Origin of the sequence: Aeromonas sp. Lyrl_2 (assembly GCF_051948815.1) — a bacterium.
Lineage (GTDB): Bacteria > Pseudomonadota > Gammaproteobacteria > Enterobacterales > Aeromonadaceae > Aeromonas > Aeromonas veronii.
The window spans coordinates 43,016-64,278 of the sequence record NZ_JAYJLJ010000006.1 but is presented as its reverse complement, the minus strand read 5'-3'; the positions used below and the strand labels follow the sequence as shown (position 1 = coordinate 64,278).

Below are 21,263 nucleotides of genomic sequence, written 5' to 3'. Positions count from 1 at the left end.
CCTGCTTATCGGGACGCTCTGGTTTTTGTTCTTTGTCGAGGGATGGCGAACATCCTTTTCAATCTAAGGCGGCTTCGGTCGCCTTTTTTTATATTGGGGGCTGTGTGCGCATAGGTTGGCTTTTACTATTTTTCCCATCACTGGCATTTGCTATTGCGGGCTGCCCTGTCGGCGTGCAATTGGGTAGCGTGACGATTGCAACGCCCTTGCCTGTCTGTCTTAAATTTGAAGGTTCGGATCTCGGGGGCTGCCAGGTTGATTGCAAGGGTGTTTGTGTTGAGTTGCCTTTGAATAATACCAAGGGACCAGTGGAGACCACTGGCACGGCGTGTAAGTTGTCAGATAATGGCAGCGGGAACGGCGATTCAGATGGCAGTGGCAATACGCCAGGTGAAGGCACTTCCGGAACTAAACCGATTGATGGCTGGCTTAATTTTGAACCTGTTATTGGTGATGCCACCGGAACATCTGTTTCGGGTGCTGTTGCCAAGCTAAATAAAAACCTTGGTGTTGCTTTGCGTCAGGTTGTTGAAGGCACTAAACAGGATTCCGGAAATCTTAATTCTATTGCTCATAGTGCCGAGTCATTTTCTCGGGATATGAAAACCGCGCTTTATCAGTTGGACAGGATGGCCAATGATACCTTTCAGACTAAAAATACTACCACTGAAATGCTTGGCCGTATTAATGCCTCTAACGAGTATTTACAGTCAATAAACGCAAAGCTCGATAATCTTTCTCCTGGTTCTTCCGGTGGTGGTTCTACGGGGGGATCTTCACCATTTGATGCACGGATGGCTCAGGCGTTGGTGCAAAACTCATATGGTATAAATGCAAATACATCCAGTATCCATAATGATCTGTCGCCGTTGTCCGGCCAGTTAAGCGGCATTATGAGTATGCAAGGTGAGGTTATCCGTAGTGTTAATGGTGTCGGCGGTAATATCTCCAGCGCCCTTAATGGGTTGTCACAAAACCGCCCCTGGGGCGGTCGTGAGTTTTCCATGTTGATGGATAAGCTCGATGGTCTGGGGGGTGGTTCTTCTGGTTCTTCTGGTTCTGGCGGTGAAGGTTCAAGCATTGATTATTCCAAGATGCCTGGATCATCTTCTAACCCTCTTTCTGTCGGTGATGCTGATTATAAATCTGCCTGTTCAGGGGATGACTGTTTCTTTGATGTTCCAGGGATGGAAAAGAAGCTAGCCGAAACCAACAAATCCCTAGCTGATAAATACACCTCAATCACTGAGGATGTGAAACAGGTGTTTTCCTTTAACCTTACTGGCTCTGCTGACCCGATGGAGTGTTTGGATCTATTCACGCACCAGGGAAAGGAATACACCGTCTGTCCGCCATCTGGTGATTACTGGAAAACCCTGGCGGCGTTGATGCTGTTTATTTTCTACTTTGTGGCTCTGATGATTATCTTTAAGAGGTGATGGCATGGAATGGCTTGGTGAGTTTTTTAATTCGTTCTTTAACGATATATACCAACTGGCGGTGCAGTTTGCCGCATGGCTTGCCGTGCGAATGGCTGTGCAATGGGTCGAGTTTAAATTGTTCCTGCTGACGTTTACCTGGGACGTTGCCAGGGAAGTGCTATTGAACATCCATTTCAGTGAATTACTGTCCTCGTCCTTCAATTCATTGCCGCCCAGTGTTCGGGGGATATTGCTGTACCTGCATTTTGATAAAGGTCTGGCGATACTTTCCCAGGCATTTGTCACCCGATTCATGCTCAACATGATGGGGTGGTAAATGTCCATCAAGATTCACCACGGCGCCCCAGGCTCTTACAAGTCGTCAGGGGCCATTCATACCGATGTGCTGCCCGCCATCAAGGCAGGCCGCCACATCATCACCAACGTTCGCGGGTTCACCGCCGAGCGTTGCCGGGAGGTACTGGGCAAGGCTGTTCCTGAGAGCTTCCAGGTAACGTATATCGAAACCGAATCCCAGGACGGGCGGGATCATTTCGCTCGCTTCTATCATTGGGCTCCTAAAGGGGCTTTCTTCCTGGTCGATGAGGTACAACGGATCTTTCCGCCTTCCTGGCGCCAGAGTGATTTAGACCGCCTGGATTATCCAGGTGGGCCGGATGTGGCTAAAGAAGATGGCCGACCGGAAACAATAGACGTGGCTTTTGATATGCACCGTCACCACAACTGGGACTTCGTATTCACAACCCCGAACATCAAAAAGGTTCACGCCGTTATTCGTGCCGCTGCTGAAACTGCAATCCGCCATACCAATATGGGCCTCCTGGGCATTGGGGGGCGTTATAAGACGGTTTTACATCTGGCCGATAACAGCGGGTCGTCCATGTCCGATGTATTGCAAGCAAAGCCATTCAACAAGGTGCCGAAGTATGTTTTCAAGCTCTATGACTCAACTACAACAGGTAAGGTCTCGGATACAATCGCGGGTAGCTCGATACTCCGAGATCCTAAAATACTTTTTTTTCTGGCAGTTATGGGGGTATGTATCTTCTTTGGCTTCATTAAGCCTGAGTATATCGACAAGCCTAACAAGGCCCCTGCGCCCTCTCCTGCCGCTGTTCCGGCTCCTGGGGAGGTGGGTGATACGTCCGGTACTGGGGTACGTCCTGGCGGCGCTCCTGTTGCGGCTCCTGGCGGGGTTCTTTCTGTAGGGCCGTTCGCGGGACACAAGCTGATCATCAGTTGCCATGTGTTGGTCAAGGATGAACGGGGATCATATCGGGTCGAGTATTGCTTTGCCCTGCGCAAGGGTGACGATGTGCAGCCCGTTTACAGTGACGATTGGCCGGATGAGCTTGCCAGTGTCGATGCGGTGAGCGGTTGCCATGCCGTAGTGAAGTACCAGGGCAAGCCTGTTGACGTTTATTGTGATCCAGAAGGTGACGCCCTGCGCCGTAAATACAATGCAGCCCTCTTTGCTGGCGGTGATACCAAAAACAAACCAAGTGATGACCGGACATAATTAGAGCCGGCTTTGAAGTACGGCATCTTTTCGCTGTACTGAACGAGCTGGCGGGCAAGCGATAGCGCGGCAGTTTTATGCTAACTGCGTAACGCAGATATTTATGTTAAATATGGCTGTTTATGCCACAAAGAACAGGGGCGGTAGCCCCTACAAGCCGCCCTCTGCTGTCCATTTGACCTCCAAAAGCCTCGCGGCGGAACACGCCCATCTACCCCAGAGACTGGATCACCCCCTTCCCTGCCAAACCGATCTTTAATGCCCCAGTCAGAGCGACCAGTCGAAAGGGTTGAGGAAGGAGCGCAGCGAGGACGAAACCCTGTAGGCTATAGGGCGCGGGTGGTGCCTGCATCGTCCTCCTGTCGCAGACAAGCCGCTCTCAAGGTCTTTCGCCGTCTTTTTCTTTGGGCCACGGGTTTTCCGGTTCGGCTCCCCCCGTGTAGTAATACGGGGGGAATACTACCCCTTCCCTCTACCCCTACCGTCTACCCCCGCCCCTTCCCGTTCTGCCCTTGACCACTCGATGGTGGGGCCATACGGGCAACCACTCGGCTAAGGCTTACTCGGGCGAGTGTTTAGTGCAGGGGCGTTCTTACTAAAGCGCGGGGGGCGCAGCCTCCAGCTTTTGCGGCGCTACGCGCCGACATATGTTTTTTCTATCAACCCATCTTAATGATAGTTGTTGATTATAATTGACACAGTTGACAGTATAGTTTCTGGTTGTGGTAAAGCCATTGATAACAAGAGGGATTCTTATGGATACAACCTTAAAAATACTATGTCATTTGTTTAGTTTTGACCTTCTCAAGAATGCTAGCCCGATGGTTGTTGCCTTGGCTCATCGTTCAATTCGGTTTGGCTTTGATAGTCTATCTGTAGAGCAGAAATTGATTCTTAAACCCTTTCTATCCGTTAAGTGTTCTGGTTATGACGATGTGGATGGTGCGCATCAGTGTTCGAAGGTGTTAGAGGGTGAAGATCTTTTGGAGGCTTATGGAGCATCGGGTGGGTCTTGGTTCATTCAATGTCGTCTCTGTCACGCAGCAACGAAGTACATTGCTTATTGCGCTTCGGCGAATGATAAATAAATGGGGGCCGTAGCCCCCAAGCTCACATTACGCCAAGTTTCTTTCTCCAATAGAAAGCAGCCATTTGCCGTTCGGATCGCTCCACCTGGATGATGGCAATCGCCTCTATCCTGCGTCTGTCGAATCTCACACCTGTTGGTGATACAAGGCAATCATTCATCATTCGCCAACCTTCCCAGTCTTTCCAAATTGTGGGCAGTTCTCTCCCTGAAGCCATACGCATTAGCCGTTTATAGACAGGTGGGATCTCTTTGCCTTTATCCCAATATGTGACCTGCCTCACAGAAACAAAACAAAGATTGGCCGTTTCTTCAATTGATAAACCGCACTCAAACCATCGAAAAATGAAGTTTTTGGTCAACTCTCGTTCCATCCAAGTAAATACCTGATAAACCAGCAAAATTGCGTGGATTGGCTTATCGGCGGGTTTCGGATGGGCATTTAACAAAACGTCGCATTATGCGCAGTCGCATAAGCCACAAGAGACAAAAGACCGAAGACCTATAGTGTCGCTTGTCTCCGACACGTAGATATATTTGTCACCACACGCGCCCCATGGCCTACAAGGTCTCGTCCTCGCTTCGCTCCTTCCTCAACCTTTCCGACCGGTCGCTCTATCGTGGCCTCAAAGACAGTTTGGCAGGGAAAGGGGTGATGCCATGAACGGGATACAGCAGAGCCGACGCTATCGCGTCGTGAGTCGCGCAGGAGGCCGCAAAGCCTCGGGGTGGATGCGAGGATTGCGCTTACAGCCCCTGCGGGGCTTGGGGTCGACGAAACTTAGGGGGTGTATCAGTGGTTCGCACAGCGAACCACACGCAAGGAAACAGCTGAGGATAAAGTAACCGTTACTTTAAAGCCTTACCACCGCAGGCAGCATCAAGAGCCTCAATCAAGCGCTGAACTGAATGAGAATCCATGTCCACACCGCAGCGAATGCCGTAGAACTTGGCCACAGACAACAGCGAGCTAAGGGTGGTTACGTCATCCCGATTTAACGTAAGGGTGATGTTCTTCTGGTGCTGGCGCTCACGATACCGGCGCTGTTTCTCTGCAGGGGTCAAAGGTGCATCCCCCAGGCATGGGCGACCTGGGGAACGAGTTACGCCGAGTTCAAGTTGCACTTCCCTTTGCTTGGCCATGTTCATCACTCCATTTAGTAACTGTTACTTAATTATAGCTCAGGCCAAGAAATGAGCAACATAAAGTAACCGTTACTTTATGCCGATAAACAGGGTTATCGGCATCATCGTAAGAGATAACAAACTAGCTTTCAGCACCTAAGGGTAATGGGCCCAAGGCTCGAGAAAGGCTAAGAAACTCATGCTTGGTGGTGTCAGGAAGTACCTGGAACAGCTTTGCTATGTATGCTTGATCTTCTGACAAGCGCTTCATTCTACGATACGCATCATCTACAGGAATCGTAGTCAATACCCCCTTCCCTTCACTCCAGATGCTAAAGATTGCTGCGTTTACGCCCACCCTCTCCATCAGTTCGATAGCTGACAGGCTGCTGACATCAAGCTTGGCAAGAACCTCCTCCCCCAACGACTCCAAATAGCTGTGTTCTAGGTCATACGGAGGAAGCGATTCAAAAAAAGCGATTTTGGACTGAGTAAGATTGAAATGTTGTTCATATCGAACCTCACTCTTCGCTTTCCTCGCCGCTTTTGCTTTCTGTTTGGAGCGCTGCGCTCGTTTTTCTTTGTTGGCCACGGACAACTTCTCTATCAATAAGTGCGAGCCATATGGTGCTACCACATGGATAAACATTCAAGACAACACAGCTGGAATGGATTAACCAAATGTCCCATTTTGAGACATGAGTCCACTATTAAATCAATACGTTGTGCGGAATCCCCCTCACTAATTGAACGTTATGTTTGATTTTCACAGTTATAACTCTCGTTATTACAATGAATATTCTTAGAAATATCTGTCCCCTACTTGAGAGGTCTCTCTCTGGAAATATTGATACTCCTTCTTGTAAAGCAGCCATAAAAATGCCGACTATCGCGATAGATTCCCCTCCCCTTAATTCTCACGGCTTATTGTTGTGGCTGGCATGATTACGACTTTTTTGGAAGGCGGGTCAATTCATATTCAAGGCACGTTTGGCGATGGCAAATGTGGGTGGCTGGCAGGTCAAGTAGAGGTTGCTGTTGAACTGCTGCAATATGCGTTTGAGCTCGTTCATATCATCGGGATGGAGGGTTAAGGACCAGAGTGCTCTGGGCTGGCCATGATGGAGACCATTGGTATAGATAATGGTGCAATCTTCGATACGCAACTCTTTGCAGTGGGCCTCCATCTGCAGGCCCACATCCGGAAACCAGATATGCAGTGTGCCTGAAGAGATAAAGGTGAACTGGGCCGTGAGCGACCCTTTGCCAACGATCCTGAAGGTCTTTTCCACCACTGCCACTTGCATAACCGCTCCTCGGTATCTCGTTAATATTGATATCAATATCATCAATGATGACTGGATATGCAAGTGTGATAATAAGGCGCTGTTCAATCCGAATATGATTGCTTCCGGTATGTTACTTAGCTTTCGGCATCGGGGGTTCTCGTTGTTTCAGCAAGCAATTTCGTTTTTTTCTTCTCTGCTACGGGGTAAATATGTATGCCGCAGATGGCAAGGTGCCTGTTCTGAATCATCCATGTGAGCCAAAAATATTTCCTGAACCGATTGCCATCCAGAGAAGTACAATATTGCCGCGCCAACTTCTATGACACCCCAAACAAGCCATTCTGTGCTCTAAGAGCAGTCAATACAAATCAGGGGGATGTCACGTTGTTCGTTAGCTTTTGTGAACGTTATCTCTCACTTGTTGGTTCAGTCGGTCCAGCGGCTTTTGCTGGGCGCTCTCATGTCGTTCACTGTTGCTGGTGTGCAGGTATTTCGAAGTGGTGTCGATGCTGTCATGTCCGGCATCGGCCTGTACGTGGGAGAGCGGCCGCCCGTGCAGATTGATGTCATGGGTGATCCCGGTATGGCGGATCGCATGGGGAGAGAGTTCCCGCATTTCGGCTGCATCCTGGGCAAATCCATCCTGCTCTGCCAATTCTGCGCCTTTACCGATGATCACCATGATCAAATCCCGTAGCTGGCGAATGCCAAGGTTGGCGTTGAGTTCTCCCTGATCGCGACCATGTGCTGCCGCTTTATGGCGAACGAACAGTGGCGTCTGTTCATCCGGTGTCGGCAAGGGAGAGAGACCGAGGAAACGGCGGTAGCGTTCAAGTGCCGCCAACAGTGCTTGGGATACCGCTACGGTACGCCGTTTGCCCCCTTTGCTTTGCGGAATAAAGTAGCCCCAGACGCCGGTTTTGCGATCCCGCCTGAACTGCCCCATCACAGGGGTAAAGCCCGGCCGGGCTGCAACTTCAGAGATCCGCAGATAGCAGGCGTACATCAGAATGGTGAGAAAACGGCTGCGCTCGTGCTGCTCCGGATGGTCGTTGGCAAGGGTATCGGCGGCCTGCATCACATATGACCACTGCAACTCGCTGAAGGCCTGCACCTGATCATCGGCCTCCTGTTGTTGCGGCCGTTTGACCCGCTGCAGCAGCAGAGCGGGATTCCTGTCCATGTACTCCTCCTGGATCAGGAACTGGAAGAAAGCCGACAGGATGGCGAGCTTGGTCTTCATCGCCTGCTCGCTCAGGCGATAGGGCAAGGTGCGGCCCAGCTCCCGTTTGCCCAAAAACGGTCGCCATTGCGGATTGGGCAACCGCTCTCCCCACTCCTTGTCGAGGACGAATTGCGCCACGTTGCGATAGGCGATCAACACGTCAGGGGGGGACTGACAGTAGTCGAGATAGCGGATCATGATGCGGCGAGTGAGGTCTTTCGGGCTGATGGCCGCCTCGCGAAAGCACCAGTGCAAAAAAGTGGTCAGTTCGCTGCGATAGGTTTTGTAGTTGTTTTCGCTGTTGCGCTGCTCCAGCAGCCAATCGACCGCCAGTTCGTAAACCAGCCCTGCATCGGGTACATCGTTGAGGCTGAGGTTGGCAAGGTACTGATTGACCTGCGGATTGCCAGCTTCCAGATAGATAAGGCTGTCAAACAGCGGCATGGCCGGCGGCAAGGATAATGGTTGTTTAATCATGGTGTTGCTTGTTGATGCTGAGATGAGTCGGATATGAGCCTGTGAGCCGAGTTGATAGAAAAGGGCTCGTGATAGATGAATGCGGCTTCTATTGGGATTGGTACTGCCTCTTGTTGCTGATTAAGGTCACCGGGAGCGATCTGGATAACGTTCTCTTCACTATTTGCTCATTATTTCCTCATAGTTCTGGCTGATGTCGCTCAGTGGTTCACGCTATTCAGTTATGCATTGGATATGCACCGTTGTTAAAAAAATCTCGGGGTAAATAGCCGTAAAAATGGTTTTAAATGCAAATAAAGTGAATGAATTGAGCCATTTATCCCGAGGAATAAGGTCTGTGCAATCAGGCCACCTGCTTTAGTGGCTTCTCCTTGCGCTTGGCTGCTGGGGCCTCTTCCTCTTTCGTGCCTGCCTGAACCTTGCCGCCACGCATCAGGGTTTGCAGCACATCACGCTGCTCTGCCAGGTAGAATGCCAGACTCTCTTGCTGCTCTGGCGCCAGCTCGATCGGGGCGCCAGCCAACAGGGTCATCAACTCATCGGCCGTATCCAGCAGCTTGTCATAGGCATCGGCCTCTTTTTTGCTGGCAAAGGTCATTTTTTCCACTCCCCCACGAACAACCACATATTTGATCTCGACAGCCATGATGGCCTCCTCTTGGTGATGATGGATAGAGTATATGTATGGATATACAGTATTGCAAATAACCTCACCGGAAAAGAGTTCGCCGGGGTTTAGCGACAAAAGCCGCGCTGGATCAAGCTGTCTCAAAGTGCCATTTGACTTCCACGCCTGACTGGTCGGATCATGGCCTTATGACGATCGTACGACACCTGTTTATCCTGCTGATGGTAGAGGTGCTGCTCCTCGGGAGTATCGCCCACTTGGTCGTGGGACTCCCCTGGTTGCTGACCCTGCTGTTTGTTGTGTTTGCCCTGCTTGGGTTGCGTTGTCTGGTGGTGCTCGGCAGCTGGCTGTTTACCCGCTTCTACCCCTCCCCGGCTATCGGCCCCTGGCGCAGGGTGAAGATGATGGCGCAGGAGATGCTGGCCTACCTTTACACCTTCACCTTGCTGTTGCCATTCGAGCCTTTGTTGATGGCACCCGATCGGCTGCGGCTATGCCAGCGCCCCGTATTGTTGGTGCATGGTTACGGTTGCAGTCGCGGGATCTGGCGCACCCAGCGCACCCGGCTGGAGACCGCAGGCCATGTGGTCGCCACCATTACCCTGATGCCACCATTTGGTCATATCGATGAGATGGTGCCGCTGCTGGCCACCCGGATTGACGATGTGTTGGCGCAGACCGGGGCTGACAAGCTGGTGCTGGTCGGTCACAGCATGGGGGGGCTGGTCTGCCGCGACTATCTGGCTATCCATGGCGGTGACAAGGTAGATCGCCTGATCACCCTGGCCACCCCCCATCAGGGCAGTCAGCTTGCCGCCCTTGGGCTTGGGGCCAATGCCCGCGAGATGGAGCCCGGTTCCGGCTGGTTGCAGCGTTTTGCCTCTGTGCCGCTTTGCGTGCCCGGCATTTCGGTGCGCACCAGTCACGACAATGTGGTGATGCCGCAGGAGCGGCAACGATTGGTGGGAATGGAAGATATCGAGTTGCCCGCCATTGGCCATCTCTCTTTGCTCTACTCCCGTCGCACGACTGATCTGCTGCTTGATCTGCTGTCCCGAGTCTGATTCTCCTTATTCGACCTTCAACTGTTATTCCAAATAAAACAGGGGCCTGATTGCTCAGGCCCCTGTTGATCTCTTTATCCCATCATCCGGTTAGAAGTGTATCCCCTTGATCAGGGTCGAGACGGCAACCTGATCGGCGGTGGCTTTGGATTTGTCGCCATCCTTGGGATCGGCAAAGGTGCGGAAGCTGGTGTTCATGATCACCTGGGCGACGCGTGGTGCCAGGGCATGCACCACCTGACCGAATACCCCGAGGCGAGTGGCCAGTCGCACATGCTTGTTGATGATGGTATCGCACACCAGATCGGCCGCCTCTTCCGGCGTCATCATCGGCACCTGCTCATAGACCTTGGTCGGCGCGACCATCGGCGTTTTCACCAGCGGCATATTGATGATGGAGAAGCTCACCCCTTTATCGGCAAACTCGGAGGCGGCGGTACGCACCCAGGCATCGAGGGCCGACTTGGAGGCAACATAGGCGGAGAAGCGCGGCGCATTGGTCAACACCCCGATGGAGGAGATGTTGATGATGTGCCCTTTTTTCTTCTCGATCATGTTGGGTAGCACCCCCATGATCACCTTGAGCGCGCCAAAATAGTTGAGCTGCATGGTGCGCTCCAGATCGTGGAAGCGATCGAAGGAGTCCTCGATGGAGCGGCGGATGGAGCGGCCGGCATTGTTGACCAGAATATCGACGCCACCGTGATCGGCCACGATGCGAGCGGTGAGCTCCTCGGCTTGCGCCAGATTGGAGAGATCCCCCTGATAGATCTCGATGGTCAGCCCCAGCTCGGCAAACTCCGCTTTAGTCTCGGCAATCTTCTGCTCGTCGCGGGCGATGGTAACGACGTTGGCCCCCGCCCCCGCCAGCTTGCGTGCGGTTGCACGGCCAATGCCGGAGGTGGCCCCGGTCACCAGCACCACCTTGCCCTCTACCCGACCACGCAGAGAGCGATCGATGAAGAGCTCCGGGTCGAGGTGACGCTCCCAGTAATCCCACAGCCGCCAGGCATAGCTGTGCAGCGGCGGCACTTCGATACCGGTCCCTTTCAGTACCCGTTGGGTTTCGCGACTGTCGAAACGGGTGGGGTAACTGATAAGACGGAACACATCCTTGGGCAGGCCCAGATCGGCGATGGCGGCATCGCGGATGCGGCGCACCGGCGCCATGGTCATCAGCATGGCGGTCAGGTGGCGAGGAATGAAGTTAAAGAGAGAGGCGTTGATGCGGATCGCGGGCTCCGGCGCATGGGCTGCGCGGGAGAAGGTGCTCAGCATGTCGCCAACCCGCATCGGGTTGGGGTCGGTCAGGTGGAAGGTCTTGTTCTCCTCGCCCTCTTGATGGGCGATATGCACCATGGCATCGACCACGAAGTTGACCGGCACGATATTGATGCGCCCGCCCTCAACCCCGATGGCGGGCATCCAGGGCGGCAGCAGACGGCGCAGCTTCTGGATGGTCTTGAAGAAGTAGTAAGGGCCGTCGATCTTGTCCATCTCGCCGGTATTGGAGTCACCGACAACGATCCCCGGTCGATAGACTCGCCACGGAACTGTGCACTCATTGCGCACAATCCCTTCCGCTTCGTGCTTGGTCTGGAAGTAAGGCATGTCGAGGTGTTCGGCCTCATCGAACATGTCCTCGCGAAACAGACCGTCAAACAGGCCCGCTGCAGCGATGGAGCTGCAGTGGTGGAACTGCCCCGCCGCCAGCCGCTCGGCAAGTTGAACAGCCTGACGGGTCCCTTCGGTGTTGACCTGCTGCTGGATCCCTGCCTTGGCGTTGAGATCATAGATGGCCGCCAGATGGAAGAAGTGGTCTATCTTGCCGATCAACGGCTCCTGTATCTCGACCGATACCCCCAGCAGCGGTTGCGTCATGTCGCCAAAAACCGGGACTGCACGCGATTCATCCACATTCCAGAATGCAAATAACTCCGGCAATTTATCCTGATGAGAGGCGCGCATCAGAAAATAGACGATACAGTCGGGATGCTGTTGGAATAACTTTTTGATCAATCGACGCCCGATAAAACCACTACCGCCAGTAATGAAATAGTTCATAAAGAGAATCCTGCTACTGATTAGGGTGTTACTAGGTTGTTAGATATATCACGATTCATATGGGAATCCGCAATTTGATTGTCGGTTCGTGAGCAAACCCTAATTTCGGTGGTGTGCCTGTTCCGTTATTAGGTAGAACCCTCTATTTTTTGTCCCTAGACTGAAGTTGAAAAATCAGTAATGCCACAACCCGATTGCAGTTTCGTTGTCGCCATTACATTTAACTGTCGTTATTCAAGGAGAAGATCATGGCTAAGAAATTGAAAGCGCTGGCAGGGTCAGTGACCGACAACCAACTCACCTCCACCATCAAGGAGTCCACCCAGCAGATCTGGTTGGCGGGTCTGGGTGCCTATGCCAAAGCGCAGGAAGAGGGTGGCAAGATCTTTGAAGCTCTGGTGCAGGAAGGGGAAGCATTGCAGGCCAAAACCCGTCAGAGCGCAGATGAGAAGATTGCCGCTGTGACCGACAAGACAGCCAATACTTGGGGCCGTCTGGAGCAGGTGTTTGAAGATCGCGTGGCCCGCGCTGTGGCCAGCCTCGGCATTCCGACCCGCAAGGATATCGACAAGCTCTCCAAGCGCATGGCCGAGCTGACCGACGTGGTCCAGCAACTGCTGGATGCGCAGGAAGAGGAAGCCCCTGCCGCTGAAGCCAAACCGGCTGCCGCCAAAAAGCCCGCTGCCCGCAAGCCTCCGGTAAAGAAGGCACCGGTAGCCAAGGCTAAAGAGGCCGTAGTTGAGCAGGCCGCCGATCTCCTCTCCGCTGCGGAAGATGCGGTGAAAGAGGTGAAGGCCAAAGCAGAGAGCGTCCTGCCCTGATCCCTCGTGGTGACGGAAGGTGATTGATACCGGCCCATGCCCTGCGCTGGGCCGGTCTTGTCATGGTGAATGTCATGGATAGAGAGGCGACGCTATGAGTACCATCGCAATTGCCCTTGCTGGCGGCGGGCCGCTCGGCGGCATCTACGAGATCGGTGCCTGCGCTGCCCTCTCTGACAGCATCAACGGCCTGCGCCTTGATCATGCCGACATCTATGTTGGCGTCAGTTCGGGGGCCGTGGTGGCCTCTGCGCTGGCCAACGGCATCTCGCCGGCTAAGCTGGTGCGGATCCTGCTCAGCGATGATTCGGGGGAGATGTTTGACCCGGCCACCTTGCTGCGCCCCGCCTTTCGTGAATATGCCGACCGTCTGACCTCGATCCCGCCGCTGGCGTGGCAGAGTCTGACCTACTATCTGGCGGCGCCCTGGAAACGCAGCCTGTTTGAATCGCTGCAGGGGCTCTCCAAGGCCATTCCGACCGGACTGTTCGACAATCGCGGGGTGGATCGCACCCTGACCCAGTTTTTCTCTCGTCCCGGTCGCAACAACGATTTCCGCCAGCTGCGCAGCAGACTGTTTGTGGTCGCTACCGAACTCGACACCGGCCATCCGGTCGCCTTCGGCAGCCCGGGGCTCGATGACGTGCCCATCTCTGCGGCGGTACAGGCGTCAGCCGCCCTGCCCGGCCTCTTTCCCCCTTCATTGATTAACGGGCGTTACTATGTGGACGGGGCGCTGATCAAGACTCTGCACGCTTCGGTAGCGCTGGAAGAGGGGGCGGATCTGGTGTTCTGCATCAATCCGCTGGTGCCCTATGATGCGGACATGGCCGCCGGCGCGCCGACCAATCTGGTGGACAGCGGTCTGCCGGTGGTACTGGCCCAGACTTTTCGCGCCATCATCCACTCCCGCATGCATGTGGGGATGGATCGCTACAAGCACCAATATCCCGACGCTGACGCATTGCTGTTTGAGCCCTCTTCTGCCGATGGCGAGATGTTCTTCACCAATGTGTTCAGTTACCGGGATCGTCGTCGCCTCTGCGAGCACGCTTACCAGCATACCCGCCGCGATCTCTGGCAGCGTCGTGACGAGCTGGCGCCGGTGCTGGCCAAGCATGGCCTCGAGCTCAATCTGGCCGCACTGGCCGATGAAGATCGCACCCTGTTGGCCCCCGGCATTGGCTCGGTTGCCGCCCTCGACAAGTCGCTGGAGCAGTTGCAGCACTGGCTTGCCAAACGCTATCGCCACGGCGTGCGCCGTTCATCACCAAAGGAGTAGCATGGATCGCAAACCCAAACGTCGTACTCGGGAGCGGATCCTGACCACTGCCCTCGCCTGCTTCAATCGACAAGGGGAACCCAGCGTCACCACCTCGGCCATTGCGGCCGAGATGGAGATCAGCCAGGGCAATCTCTACTACCACTTCCACAACAAGGAGGAGATCGTCAACGCCCTGTTCTGCGAATTTGAACAGCAGATGGATCGCCTGCTGGAGGCGGTCAGCACCCCGTCCGATGAGCCCGAAGATATCTGGCTCTTTCTCCACCTGATGTTTGAAGCCATCTGGCAGTACCGTTTCCTCTACTACGATATCGCGACCCTGATGAGTGGTTATCATCAGGTGGAACAGCGCTTTTCCGCCCTGCTGCGCCGCAAGGAGCAGACTGCCATCGCCATTTGCAACCATCTGCAAACGGTCGGGCTGATGGAAGGCACGGCGCAACAGATGCGCACGCTGGCGGCCAATGTGGCGCTGGTTGGCACATTCTGGATCTCTTATCAGCGGGCACTGCACCCCAAGGCGGACGCCGATATTGCCCTCGGCGTCTTTCAGGTGATGCAGCTGGTTGCACCCTATTTGCGGGCCGATGCCCGCGCTCATCTGGGCGCCCTCGCCCACCACTACACCGACAAGGTTTGATTCACATGCTACAGGGAGAACAAGCATGACCACTTCACAACTCGAATTTGTCCCCTTCCCCTACGCGGATGCGGCCTATGAGTATGCTGGCCAGAAGCTGGCGGACAACTGGGATCGTCTCCATCAGGGGGATGCCGAACCCTGGCCCGAGGATGAGCAGGTACAGGATGCCTGGCGGGCCTATCATGCCGGGGATTTTGCCCGAGCCGTCGCCCTTGGTGAAGCGGCCGGTGAGGCGGGGCTCAATGTGGCAAACAAGGCACTGGTGATCCACGCCAGCTACCTGCTGGAGGACAAGTATGCCAAGCGCGCCGCCTTCGAGCGGGCGGCCAGCCATGCCGAGAAGCTGCAAAAACGCCAGCCCAAGAACGCCAACGCCTGGTATTTCCACGCGCTGGCACTCGGTCGCTACAGTCAGGTGATCTCCATCTCCAAGGCCCTCTCGCAAGGCATTGGCGACAAGATCAAGGCAAGCCTTGAGAAGGCGCTGGATCTGGCACCAGATCACGCCGAGGCCCATATCGCCTTTGGCGCCTGGCATGCGGAGATCGTCGACAAGTTGGGGGCCATGATCGGCGGCCTCACCTATGGCGCCAAGAAGGAGGAGTCCGAGCGTCACTTCAAGGAGGCGCTGGCGCTGATCCCCGACTCGGCTATCGCCCGCATGGAGTACGCCAACGCTCAGGTGATGCTGCACGGCAAGAGCCGCCTGAAAGCAGCCGAAGCCCTCTATGCCGAAGCGGCCGAGTGCGAACCGATGGATGCCATGGAGCGCCTCGATGTGGAGGCGGCGCGCGAAGAGCTGGAGGATTAATCCCCTGCTTTACGCAGCTGCGTCAGGCAACAGATAGCAAAGAGGCCAACCCGCGGGTTGGCCTCTTTTTATTGGGATTTTTACGTATCGGATCAACCCAGCAGTGCATCAAGGCCGTTGGGGTCAAACAGCAGCTCCGGCTCCATCAGCACCAGCAACAGCAGTTGCTCGAACTCCACCGCAAACCGCTCGACCACCCGATCCGGATCAGGTACCAGCTTCTTGTCGGTGATAAGGCCCAGCTGCACCTTGTGATCGTAAGAGAGGATGGAGACGCCGACGCCGATATCCCCCGATTGCGGCACCCAGAACAGCGGCTGACGCAATTTTGCTCCAGCCAGATAGAGGGTCTGCTGCGGGCCAGGCACATTGGTGATCACCGCGCTGGCCTTGGCCGTGAGCAGCTCGACGGCCTGCTGTTGCACCGCATTGGGGGCCATGCCAAGGGCATGTAACAGGTTGAGCACCACCACGGGTTGCAGCGAGGTGCGCAGCGCCTGCATCCGGTCACGCACGGTATAGAGCCGCTGCAACGGGTGTTCAACATCCAGTGGCAAGTCCAGGGCCACCAGCCCGAAGCGGTTGCCAAGTGCCCCCTCATCATCTGGCGCACGCATATTGACTGGCACCAGGGCGCGGATCTTGACCTTGTTGGCATCATCCCCCTTCTCCTGCAGGTAGTGGCGAAACGCACCTGCGGTGGCGGCGATCAGCAGATCGTTGACCGAGCAGCCCAGTACCTTGCCCACTGCCTTGATATCCGGCAGATCAATTTGCTCCGACCAGGCCACCCGCTTGGTGCTGGTGGTCTTGCCCCGCAGGCGGCAGGGTGAGTCATCACCGAGGGTGGCGATATTGCACAGCTCGCTCGCCACATCCCGTCCGGTCTTGAGGTAATCCACCGCCTTGGTGGGATGGGTGACCACTTCGACATATTTGGACCAGAGGCTACCGGTCAGCTTGAGGCCGGCCCGCACCAGACGGCTGCCCTGGTGGCAATCCTCCTCATCCTCGTCATCGCTGTCATCCAGTGGCTCCGGTGACAGTGGTCGCGGCGCCCCTTCCGGGGTGTTATCCATCATGGTCAGCATGGCCCGCACCAGCGAGAAGCCGTCGCCCATGGCGTGGTGAATGCGCACCACCAGCGCTTGCCCACCCAGCGACGTGTCGGTCAGGTGCATATCCCACAGGGGGCGCTGGTGGTTGAGCGGCGTCGAGGCGAGATCGGCCACCAGCTTCTCCAGCTCCAGCTTGCCCGCTTCACCCGGCAGGATCACTCGCTTGAGGTGTTGATCGAGATCGAAATCGGGATCATGGCGCCAGTAGTAGGAGCCCCCCTCCAGCATGGCCCGCTGATGAAAGCGGGGTTGCACCGAAATGGTGTGGCGCAATCCGGCCCGCAGACGCGTTTCATCAAGCTCTCCTTCAAACATCAGGACACCGATGATCTGCATCAGGTTGTTGGGTCTGTCCATGCGTAACCAGGCGGTATCGACGCAGGAGATAAATTCACTCAGTGGCATGGTTGTTTCCCTACAAAATGAATTTACCGAGGCGGCAAATTGCTCCTTCCCTCATATCCGGATGAAGGCTTGATGCAATCAGAATAACTTTAATGAGTGCCGACTCGAAATATGAAATAAAGATGAAAGATTACTTACAAAATAGAATCGAGACCTTGCCGAATAATAAATCTGACAAACCATATGGCTTGCCAACTTATTTTAAACAGCCATCGTTTACCGCTGGTTTATTTAAAACTAGTGCAACGAAGAGATTCAAACACGTTTGGGGCAAGGTAAGCGATTGTCGACATAATCGAGGATCTCTTGCTCCAGTACGCTGCGTACCGGCAACAGCATCAAGCCAAGATGTACTTCCAGTTCCAGGGTATCTTCGTCCAGGGTGAGAGTGCCATGTACCCCTGAGCCGCGAAAGTGTAGCTCGGTCTCCTCTTCATCCGCCCATTCGCAATCGAGTTGATAGCTCTCGCTCATGTCCGCAGCGATGGCTTCGGCCGCGATCCGGGCGGCGGCCAGTCCCAGCGGATGCTGACGGCTGATCTGGATGGTAGAGAGTGCGCTGCTGCCAGCGAGCGAGTTGAAGAACATGGTCGTTACTCTGGGTCATAAGTTAGTTATTGATATTAAACACATGTTCACAACAAATGAAAGGATGGTTCACATAAATGGGACTCACTTAACAGGGTCGAGAGGGATGCAGGCCATCAGCGGGGCATGGCATTTATTCCCTCCCCCGTGCGCGCTACACTTGTCACGGAACGGTCAGCAAAAGCTGCTTGTTTTTCATTCACTTGTATCTTCGTATCACCCAATCCCCATCAATCGGCCCAAGGCCAGAGAGCTGTAGATGACGCATCAAGAACATGCCCACGACGACGATAGCACCCTGGGTCGGCTATACCGCCAGCTCAAGCGGGTTGCAGCCTTGCGCGAGCAGATGCGTGCCCACCCGGAAGATCAGCAGGATCGGGATCGGTTACGCCAGTGGCAGGCTGACCGGTTGGGGCGAACCCACCGTGATCTGCTGGAGAGTGACCGCTACGGCCCTGCCGCCGAGTTTTTCCTGACCGACCTCTATGGCCCCGGGGATTGCGCCCGCCGCGATGCAGACGTGATGCGGGTGATGCCGGCCGCCGAACGGCTGTTGCCGGAGTCCGGCCTCAAGGTGCTGGCGCAAGCGATCGAGCTCGACGCTCTCTCCGAAGAGCTGGACTACCTGATGGTGGTGGCGCTGCGGCGCATTGATGGCATTGATCCAATCACACCGGGTCATTACACCATCGCCTATCGTGCCGTAGGTGAACAGGCGCGCCGGGAACATCAGATTGCGTTGGTGAGCGAGCTTGGCATGACGCTGGACAGGCTGGCGAGAAAACCGCTGCTGGGGGCAACCCTCAAACTGGTGTCAGGTCCTGCCCATCTGGCGGGGCTTGGCGAGCTCTTCTCCTTTGTCGAGCGTGGTTATCAGGTGTGTCATCAGATGGGGCGTGCCAACGAGTTTCTCGAGACCATCGCCAGTCGTGAGACGGCCATCATGACGGCGCTCTTTAACGGCGACAGCAGTGCGCTGGGGTAAGGCTTATCGAGGGATAAGCCGCCAGAATAACCAAGCGGGCCGATGAGCCCGCTTTTCGTTTATCACAGTTTGCCGATATGTTGGCCAATACAAGACCGGTCAGATCACCAGCAGATCCATAAAGGCGTGTACCGGGGTGGCGGCAAGGCGCGGCCCATCCTGACAGAGGGCCAGAATATCGTTGACCCGTTTGGCCGGGAAACGGGTGGCCAGATTGTGCTGGAATTTCTCCACCAGCAGCGGGATCCCCTCCTCCCGACGGCGACGATGGCCGACTGGATACTCCACCTCCACCTTGGTGGTGTGAGTGCCGTCCTTGAAGAAGATCTGGATGGCGTTGGCGATGGATCGCTTATCCGCCTCCAGATATTCGCGGCTGTAGCGTTTATCCTCCTGCACCACCATCTTGCTACGCAGCGCGTCGATGCGGGGATCGGCAGCGATGCCATCTTCGTAATCCTCGGCGATCAGGCGACCGAAGATGAGCGGTACCGCCACCATGTACTGCAGGCAGTGATCCCGATCGGCCGGGTTATTGAGGGAGCCGACCTTGCTGATGATGCGAATGGCCGACTCATGGGTGGTGAGCTCGATACGGTCGATCTCCTCCAGCCGTCCCTTCACCTGCCCATGCAGCTTCATGGCGCACTCTACCGCAGTCTGGGCGTGGAACTCGGCGGGATAGGAGATCTTGAACAGCACGTTCTCCATCACATAGCTGCCGTACCCCTGATTCAGGGCGAACTGGTTGCCCTTGAACAGCACGTCGTAGAAGCCCCACTTGGGCGCGCTCAGTACGCCTGGATAGCCCATCTCGCCGCTCATGGTGATAAGGGCGAGGCGCACCGCGCGAGAGGTGGCATCCCCCGCCGCCCAGCTCTTGCGCGACCCCGCATTGGGGGCATGCCGGTAGGTACGCAGGCTCTGGCCATCGACCCAAGCCTGGGAGACCGCATCGATCACCTGATCACGGGTGCCACCCAGCATATGAGTCACCACGGCGGTGCTGGCGACCTTGACCAACACCACGTGATCGAGACCGACCCGGTTGAAGGAGTTCTCCAGCGCCAGCACCCCCTGAATTTCGTGGGCTTTGACCATGGCCACCAGCACATCTGCCATGGTGAGCGGCGCCTTGCCATCGGCCACGCGAGTACGGGAGAGCCAGTCGGCGGTGGCCAGAATGCCCCCCAGATTGTCGGATGGGTGACCCCACTCGGCGGCCAGCCAGGTGTCGTTGTAATCGAGCCAGCGGATGATGGCGCCGATATCCCAAGCCGCCTTGACCGGATCGAGGCAGAGCTGGGTACCGGGCACCCGGGCACCATGGGGTACCAGTGTACCGGGGACTATGGGGCCAAGGTGTTTGGTACATTCGGGGAAGCGCAGGGCCAGCAGGCCACAGCCAAGGGTGTCCATCAGGCAGTAGCGGGCAGTGTCGAGGGCCGCCTCGCAGGTTACGGGGTGGTTGCAGACATAATCGGCAATATCGACCAGCACCTGATCAGGGTCTGGTCTGTGGTTGACGTCGACGTTGGCGGACATCGTGACTTCCTTATCGTTGTTGTAGAGAGACAAAGTGACGGGGGGCCGGGCCGACATAATCGGCGCTCGGGCGGATGATCCGGTTGTGCTCGCGCTGCTCCATCACGTGGGCGCACCAGCCGGTGACCCGCGAGCAGACGAAGATAGGCGTGAACAGCTTGGTCGGGATCCCCATGTAGTGATAGGCGCTGGCATGGAAGAAGTCGGCGTTGGGAAAGAGCTCTTTCTCCTCCCACATCACCTTCTCCGCCTCGCAGGAGACGCGATAGAGCCGATCATCCCCCACTGCCTCGGCGAGCTTGGCCGACCACTCCTTGATGATGACGTTGCGCGGATCAGAGGTGCGGTAGATGGCGTGGCCAAACCCCATGATCTTCTCCTTGGCCGCAAGCTTGGCCAGCAGTTCGCGCCTTGCCTGCGTCTCATCTTGCCAATGTTCGATCATCGCCATGGCCGCCTCGTTGGCCCCGCCATGGAGCGGGCCGCGCAGGGTACCGATGGCGGCGGTGATGCAGGAGAACATGTCGGAAAGAGTTGAGGCGCAGACTCGCGCCGCAAAGGTGGAGGCGTTGAACTCATGCTCGGCGTAGAGGATGAGGGAGACATGCATCACCCGCCGCTCCAGCTCGCTCGGTGCCTTCTGGTGCAGCAGCGCCAGAAAGTGGCCACCGATACACTCCTCGTCGGTATCGAGGGCGATACGAATACCTTCATGGCTGAACTTGTACCAGTAGATCAGAATGCCCGGAAAGGCGGCCAGCAGCCGATCCGCCACTTCATGCTCATGCTCGAAACCATCTTCCGGCTCCAGATCGCCGAGCATGGAGCAGCCAGTGCGCAGCACATCCATGGGATGGGCATCGGCGGGAATGCGCTCCAGTACCTCCAACAGCGGCTGGGGCAAGGTGCGCAGGCGACGCAGCTCGCGCTTGTACGCGTCAAGCTGCTGCTCACCGGGCAACTCCCCCTTGAGCAGCAGATAGGCGACTTCCTCGAACTGGGCGCTGTCGGCCAGCTCCTTGATGTCGTAACCGCGATAGGTAAGCCCGGTGCCGCTCTTGCCCACGGTGCAGATACTGGTCTCCCCTGCACTTTGACCGCGCAGACCTGCTCCGCCCAACGGTTTCTGTTGTCCCATA

At 55.8% G+C, this 21,263-nt stretch carries 21 protein-coding genes; 10 read left to right on the top strand and 11 right to left on the bottom strand.

Annotated features, from left to right (window positions below; genetic code table 11):
- Positions 1-32: 32 nt before the first annotated feature.
- The 4 genes from VF684_RS06990 (at position 33) to VF684_RS06975 (ending at position 4,049) form a co-directional block, all read left to right on the top strand.
- Positions 33-1,439: a hypothetical protein gene (locus VF684_RS06990; RefSeq protein WP_440174015.1), complete on the top strand. Its 1,407-nt coding sequence runs from the start codon at positions 33-35 to the stop codon at positions 1,437-1,439.
- A 4-nt stretch (positions 1,440-1,443) separates the two neighbouring features.
- Positions 1,444-1,758 carry a DUF2523 family protein gene (locus tag VF684_RS06985; protein WP_202004573.1) on the top strand — a complete coding sequence of 105 codons (315 nt, stop codon included), beginning with the start codon at positions 1,444-1,446 and terminating at the stop codon, positions 1,756-1,758.
- Complete coding sequence (locus VF684_RS06980; RefSeq protein ID WP_440174013.1) at positions 1,759-2,961, top strand: zonular occludens toxin family protein; 1,203 nt, start codon at positions 1,759-1,761, stop codon at positions 2,959-2,961.
- Between the two features lie 755 nt (positions 2,962-3,716).
- The gene (locus tag VF684_RS06975) at positions 3,717-4,049 is read left to right on the top strand and encodes a hypothetical protein (RefSeq protein WP_139441351.1); all 333 of its coding nucleotides are present in this window, start codon (positions 3,717-3,719) and stop codon (positions 4,047-4,049) included.
- Positions 4,050-4,071: 22 nt separating this feature from the next.
- Here VF684_RS06975 and VF684_RS06970 read toward each other — a convergent pair whose 3' ends face one another.
- The 6 genes from VF684_RS06970 to VF684_RS06945 all read right to left on the bottom strand — a co-directional run bounded on the left by VF684_RS06970 (position 4,072) and on the right by VF684_RS06945 (position 8,810).
- Positions 4,072-4,422 carry a DUF3653 domain-containing protein gene (locus tag VF684_RS06970; protein ID WP_019446393.1) on the bottom strand — a complete coding sequence of 117 codons (351 nt, stop codon included), beginning with the start codon at positions 4,420-4,422 and terminating at the stop codon, positions 4,072-4,074.
- Between the two features lie 475 nt (positions 4,423-4,897).
- A complete protein-coding gene (locus tag VF684_RS06965; protein ID WP_440174010.1) occupies positions 4,898-5,191 on the bottom strand; it encodes a hypothetical protein in 294 nt (97 codons plus the stop codon).
- A gap of 124 nt (positions 5,192-5,315) precedes the next feature.
- On the bottom strand, positions 5,316-5,765 hold the full coding sequence (locus VF684_RS06960; RefSeq protein WP_146163483.1) for a hypothetical protein: 450 nt from the start codon (positions 5,763-5,765) through the stop codon (positions 5,316-5,318).
- A 376-nt stretch (positions 5,766-6,141) separates the two neighbouring features.
- A complete protein-coding gene (locus VF684_RS06955; RefSeq protein ID WP_279475180.1) occupies positions 6,142-6,480 on the bottom strand; it encodes a hypothetical protein in 339 nt (112 codons plus the stop codon).
- Positions 6,481-6,853: 373 nt separating this feature from the next.
- Positions 6,854-8,131 (bottom strand): tyrosine-type recombinase/integrase, encoded by a 1,278-nt coding sequence (locus VF684_RS06950; protein WP_279477121.1) that lies wholly within the window; start codon positions 8,129-8,131, stop codon positions 6,854-6,856.
- Positions 8,132-8,507: 376 nt separating this feature from the next.
- Positions 8,508-8,810: a YebG family protein gene (locus VF684_RS06945; RefSeq protein WP_244776639.1), complete on the bottom strand. Its 303-nt coding sequence runs from the start codon at positions 8,808-8,810 to the stop codon at positions 8,508-8,510.
- Between the two features lie 170 nt (positions 8,811-8,980).
- Between VF684_RS06945 and VF684_RS06940 the strand changes: the two genes are divergently transcribed.
- Entirely contained in the window at positions 8,981-9,856 is an 876-nt protein-coding gene (locus tag VF684_RS06940; protein ID WP_279475176.1) for an esterase/lipase family protein, read from the top strand.
- A 90-nt stretch (positions 9,857-9,946) separates the two neighbouring features.
- Here the strand turns inward: VF684_RS06940 and VF684_RS06935 are convergent, their stop codons facing one another.
- Positions 9,947-11,920: an SDR family oxidoreductase gene (locus VF684_RS06935; RefSeq protein ID WP_236341595.1), complete on the bottom strand. Its 1,974-nt coding sequence runs from the start codon at positions 11,918-11,920 to the stop codon at positions 9,947-9,949.
- Positions 11,921-12,168: 248 nt separating this feature from the next.
- Here VF684_RS06935 and VF684_RS06930 point away from each other — a divergent pair, with 248 nt between their 5' ends.
- The 4 genes from VF684_RS06930 to VF684_RS06915 all read left to right on the top strand — a co-directional run bounded on the left by VF684_RS06930 (position 12,169) and on the right by VF684_RS06915 (position 15,480).
- A complete protein-coding gene (locus VF684_RS06930) occupies positions 12,169-12,741 on the top strand; it encodes a phasin family protein (protein WP_005333118.1) in 573 nt (190 codons plus the stop codon).
- 94 nt (positions 12,742-12,835) lie between these two features.
- Positions 12,836-14,023, top strand: coding sequence for a patatin-like phospholipase family protein (locus VF684_RS06925; protein ID WP_279475171.1), 1,188 nt, complete (start codon positions 12,836-12,838; stop codon positions 14,021-14,023).
- Between the two features lies 1 nt (position 14,024).
- Positions 14,025-14,666 carry a TetR/AcrR family transcriptional regulator gene (locus VF684_RS06920; RefSeq protein WP_005345492.1) on the top strand — a complete coding sequence of 214 codons (642 nt, stop codon included), beginning with the start codon at positions 14,025-14,027 and terminating at the stop codon, positions 14,664-14,666.
- A 25-nt stretch (positions 14,667-14,691) separates the two neighbouring features.
- Positions 14,692-15,480, top strand: a complete 789-nt coding sequence (locus VF684_RS06915) for a hypothetical protein (protein WP_058058147.1) — start codon at positions 14,692-14,694, stop codon at positions 15,478-15,480.
- 92 nt (positions 15,481-15,572) lie between these two features.
- On the opposite strand, the gene VF684_RS06910 is transcribed toward VF684_RS06915, so the two are convergent.
- A complete protein-coding gene (locus VF684_RS06910) occupies positions 15,573-17,003 on the bottom strand; it encodes a wax ester/triacylglycerol synthase family O-acyltransferase (protein WP_139441358.1) in 1,431 nt (476 codons plus the stop codon).
- A gap of 255 nt (positions 17,004-17,258) precedes the next feature.
- Positions 17,259-17,591 carry a polyhydroxyalkanoic acid system family protein gene (locus VF684_RS06905; protein WP_139441359.1) on the bottom strand — a complete coding sequence of 111 codons (333 nt, stop codon included), beginning with the start codon at positions 17,589-17,591 and terminating at the stop codon, positions 17,259-17,261.
- Positions 17,592-17,850: 259 nt separating this feature from the next.
- Between VF684_RS06905 and VF684_RS06900 the strand changes: the two genes are divergently transcribed.
- Positions 17,851-18,579, top strand: a complete 729-nt coding sequence (locus tag VF684_RS06900) for an FFLEELY motif protein (RefSeq protein ID WP_279475169.1) — start codon at positions 17,851-17,853, stop codon at positions 18,577-18,579.
- A 99-nt stretch (positions 18,580-18,678) separates the two neighbouring features.
- On the opposite strand, the gene VF684_RS06895 is transcribed toward VF684_RS06900, so the two are convergent.
- Positions 18,679-20,124 (bottom strand): bifunctional 2-methylcitrate dehydratase/aconitate hydratase, encoded by a 1,446-nt coding sequence (locus VF684_RS06895; RefSeq protein ID WP_257725064.1) that lies wholly within the window; start codon positions 20,122-20,124, stop codon positions 18,679-18,681.
- A 10-nt stretch (positions 20,125-20,134) separates the two neighbouring features.
- Positions 20,135-21,262 carry a bifunctional 2-methylcitrate synthase/citrate synthase gene (gene prpC / locus VF684_RS06890; RefSeq protein WP_201914712.1) on the bottom strand — a complete coding sequence of 376 codons (1,128 nt, stop codon included), beginning with the start codon at positions 21,260-21,262 and terminating at the stop codon, positions 20,135-20,137.
- Position 21,263: the final 1 nt, after the last annotated feature.

Excerpts from the sequence above, each read along its gene's own strand:
- VF684_RS06980 (WP_440174013.1), top strand. The coding sequence starts at position 1,759 with ATGTCCATCAAGATTCACCACGGCGCCCCAGGCTCTTACAAGTCGTCA.
- VF684_RS06935 (WP_236341595.1), bottom strand. The coding sequence starts at position 11,920 with ATGAACTATTTCATTACTGGCGGTAGTGGTTTTATCGGGCGTCGATTG.
- VF684_RS06895 (WP_257725064.1), bottom strand. The coding sequence starts at position 20,124 with ATGTCCGCCAACGTCGACGTCAACCACAGACCAGACCCTGATCAGGTG.
- VF684_RS06955 (WP_279475180.1), bottom strand. The coding sequence starts at position 6,480 with ATGCAAGTGGCAGTGGTGGAAAAGACCTTCAGGATCGTTGGCAAAGGG.
- VF684_RS06920 (WP_005345492.1), top strand. The coding sequence starts at position 14,025 with ATGGATCGCAAACCCAAACGTCGTACTCGGGAGCGGATCCTGACCACT.
- VF684_RS06940 (WP_279475176.1), top strand. The coding sequence starts at position 8,981 with ATGACGATCGTACGACACCTGTTTATCCTGCTGATGGTAGAGGTGCTG.
- VF684_RS06965 (WP_440174010.1), bottom strand. The coding sequence starts at position 5,191 with ATGGCCAAGCAAAGGGAAGTGCAACTTGAACTCGGCGTAACTCGTTCC.
- VF684_RS06970 (WP_019446393.1), bottom strand. The coding sequence starts at position 4,422 with ATGGAACGAGAGTTGACCAAAAACTTCATTTTTCGATGGTTTGAGTGC.
- VF684_RS06945 (WP_244776639.1), bottom strand. The coding sequence starts at position 8,810 with ATGGCTGTCGAGATCAAATATGTGGTTGTTCGTGGGGGAGTGGAAAAA.
- VF684_RS06925 (WP_279475171.1), top strand. The coding sequence starts at position 12,836 with ATGAGTACCATCGCAATTGCCCTTGCTGGCGGCGGGCCGCTCGGCGGC.
- VF684_RS06975 (WP_139441351.1), top strand. The coding sequence starts at position 3,717 with ATGGATACAACCTTAAAAATACTATGTCATTTGTTTAGTTTTGACCTT.
- VF684_RS06905 (WP_139441359.1), bottom strand. The coding sequence starts at position 17,591 with ATGTTCTTCAACTCGCTCGCTGGCAGCAGCGCACTCTCTACCATCCAG.
- VF684_RS06950 (WP_279477121.1), bottom strand. The coding sequence starts at position 8,131 with ATGCCGCTGTTTGACAGCCTTATCTATCTGGAAGCTGGCAATCCGCAG.
- VF684_RS06900 (WP_279475169.1), top strand. The coding sequence starts at position 17,851 with ATGACGCATCAAGAACATGCCCACGACGACGATAGCACCCTGGGTCGG.
- VF684_RS06915 (WP_058058147.1), top strand. The coding sequence starts at position 14,692 with ATGACCACTTCACAACTCGAATTTGTCCCCTTCCCCTACGCGGATGCG.
- VF684_RS06930 (WP_005333118.1), top strand. The coding sequence starts at position 12,169 with ATGGCTAAGAAATTGAAAGCGCTGGCAGGGTCAGTGACCGACAACCAA.
- VF684_RS06985 (WP_202004573.1), top strand. The coding sequence starts at position 1,444 with ATGGAATGGCTTGGTGAGTTTTTTAATTCGTTCTTTAACGATATATAC.
- VF684_RS06910 (WP_139441358.1), bottom strand. The coding sequence starts at position 17,003 with ATGCCACTGAGTGAATTTATCTCCTGCGTCGATACCGCCTGGTTACGC.
- prpC (WP_201914712.1), bottom strand. The coding sequence starts at position 21,262 with ATGGGACAACAGAAACCGTTGGGCGGAGCAGGTCTGCGCGGTCAAAGT.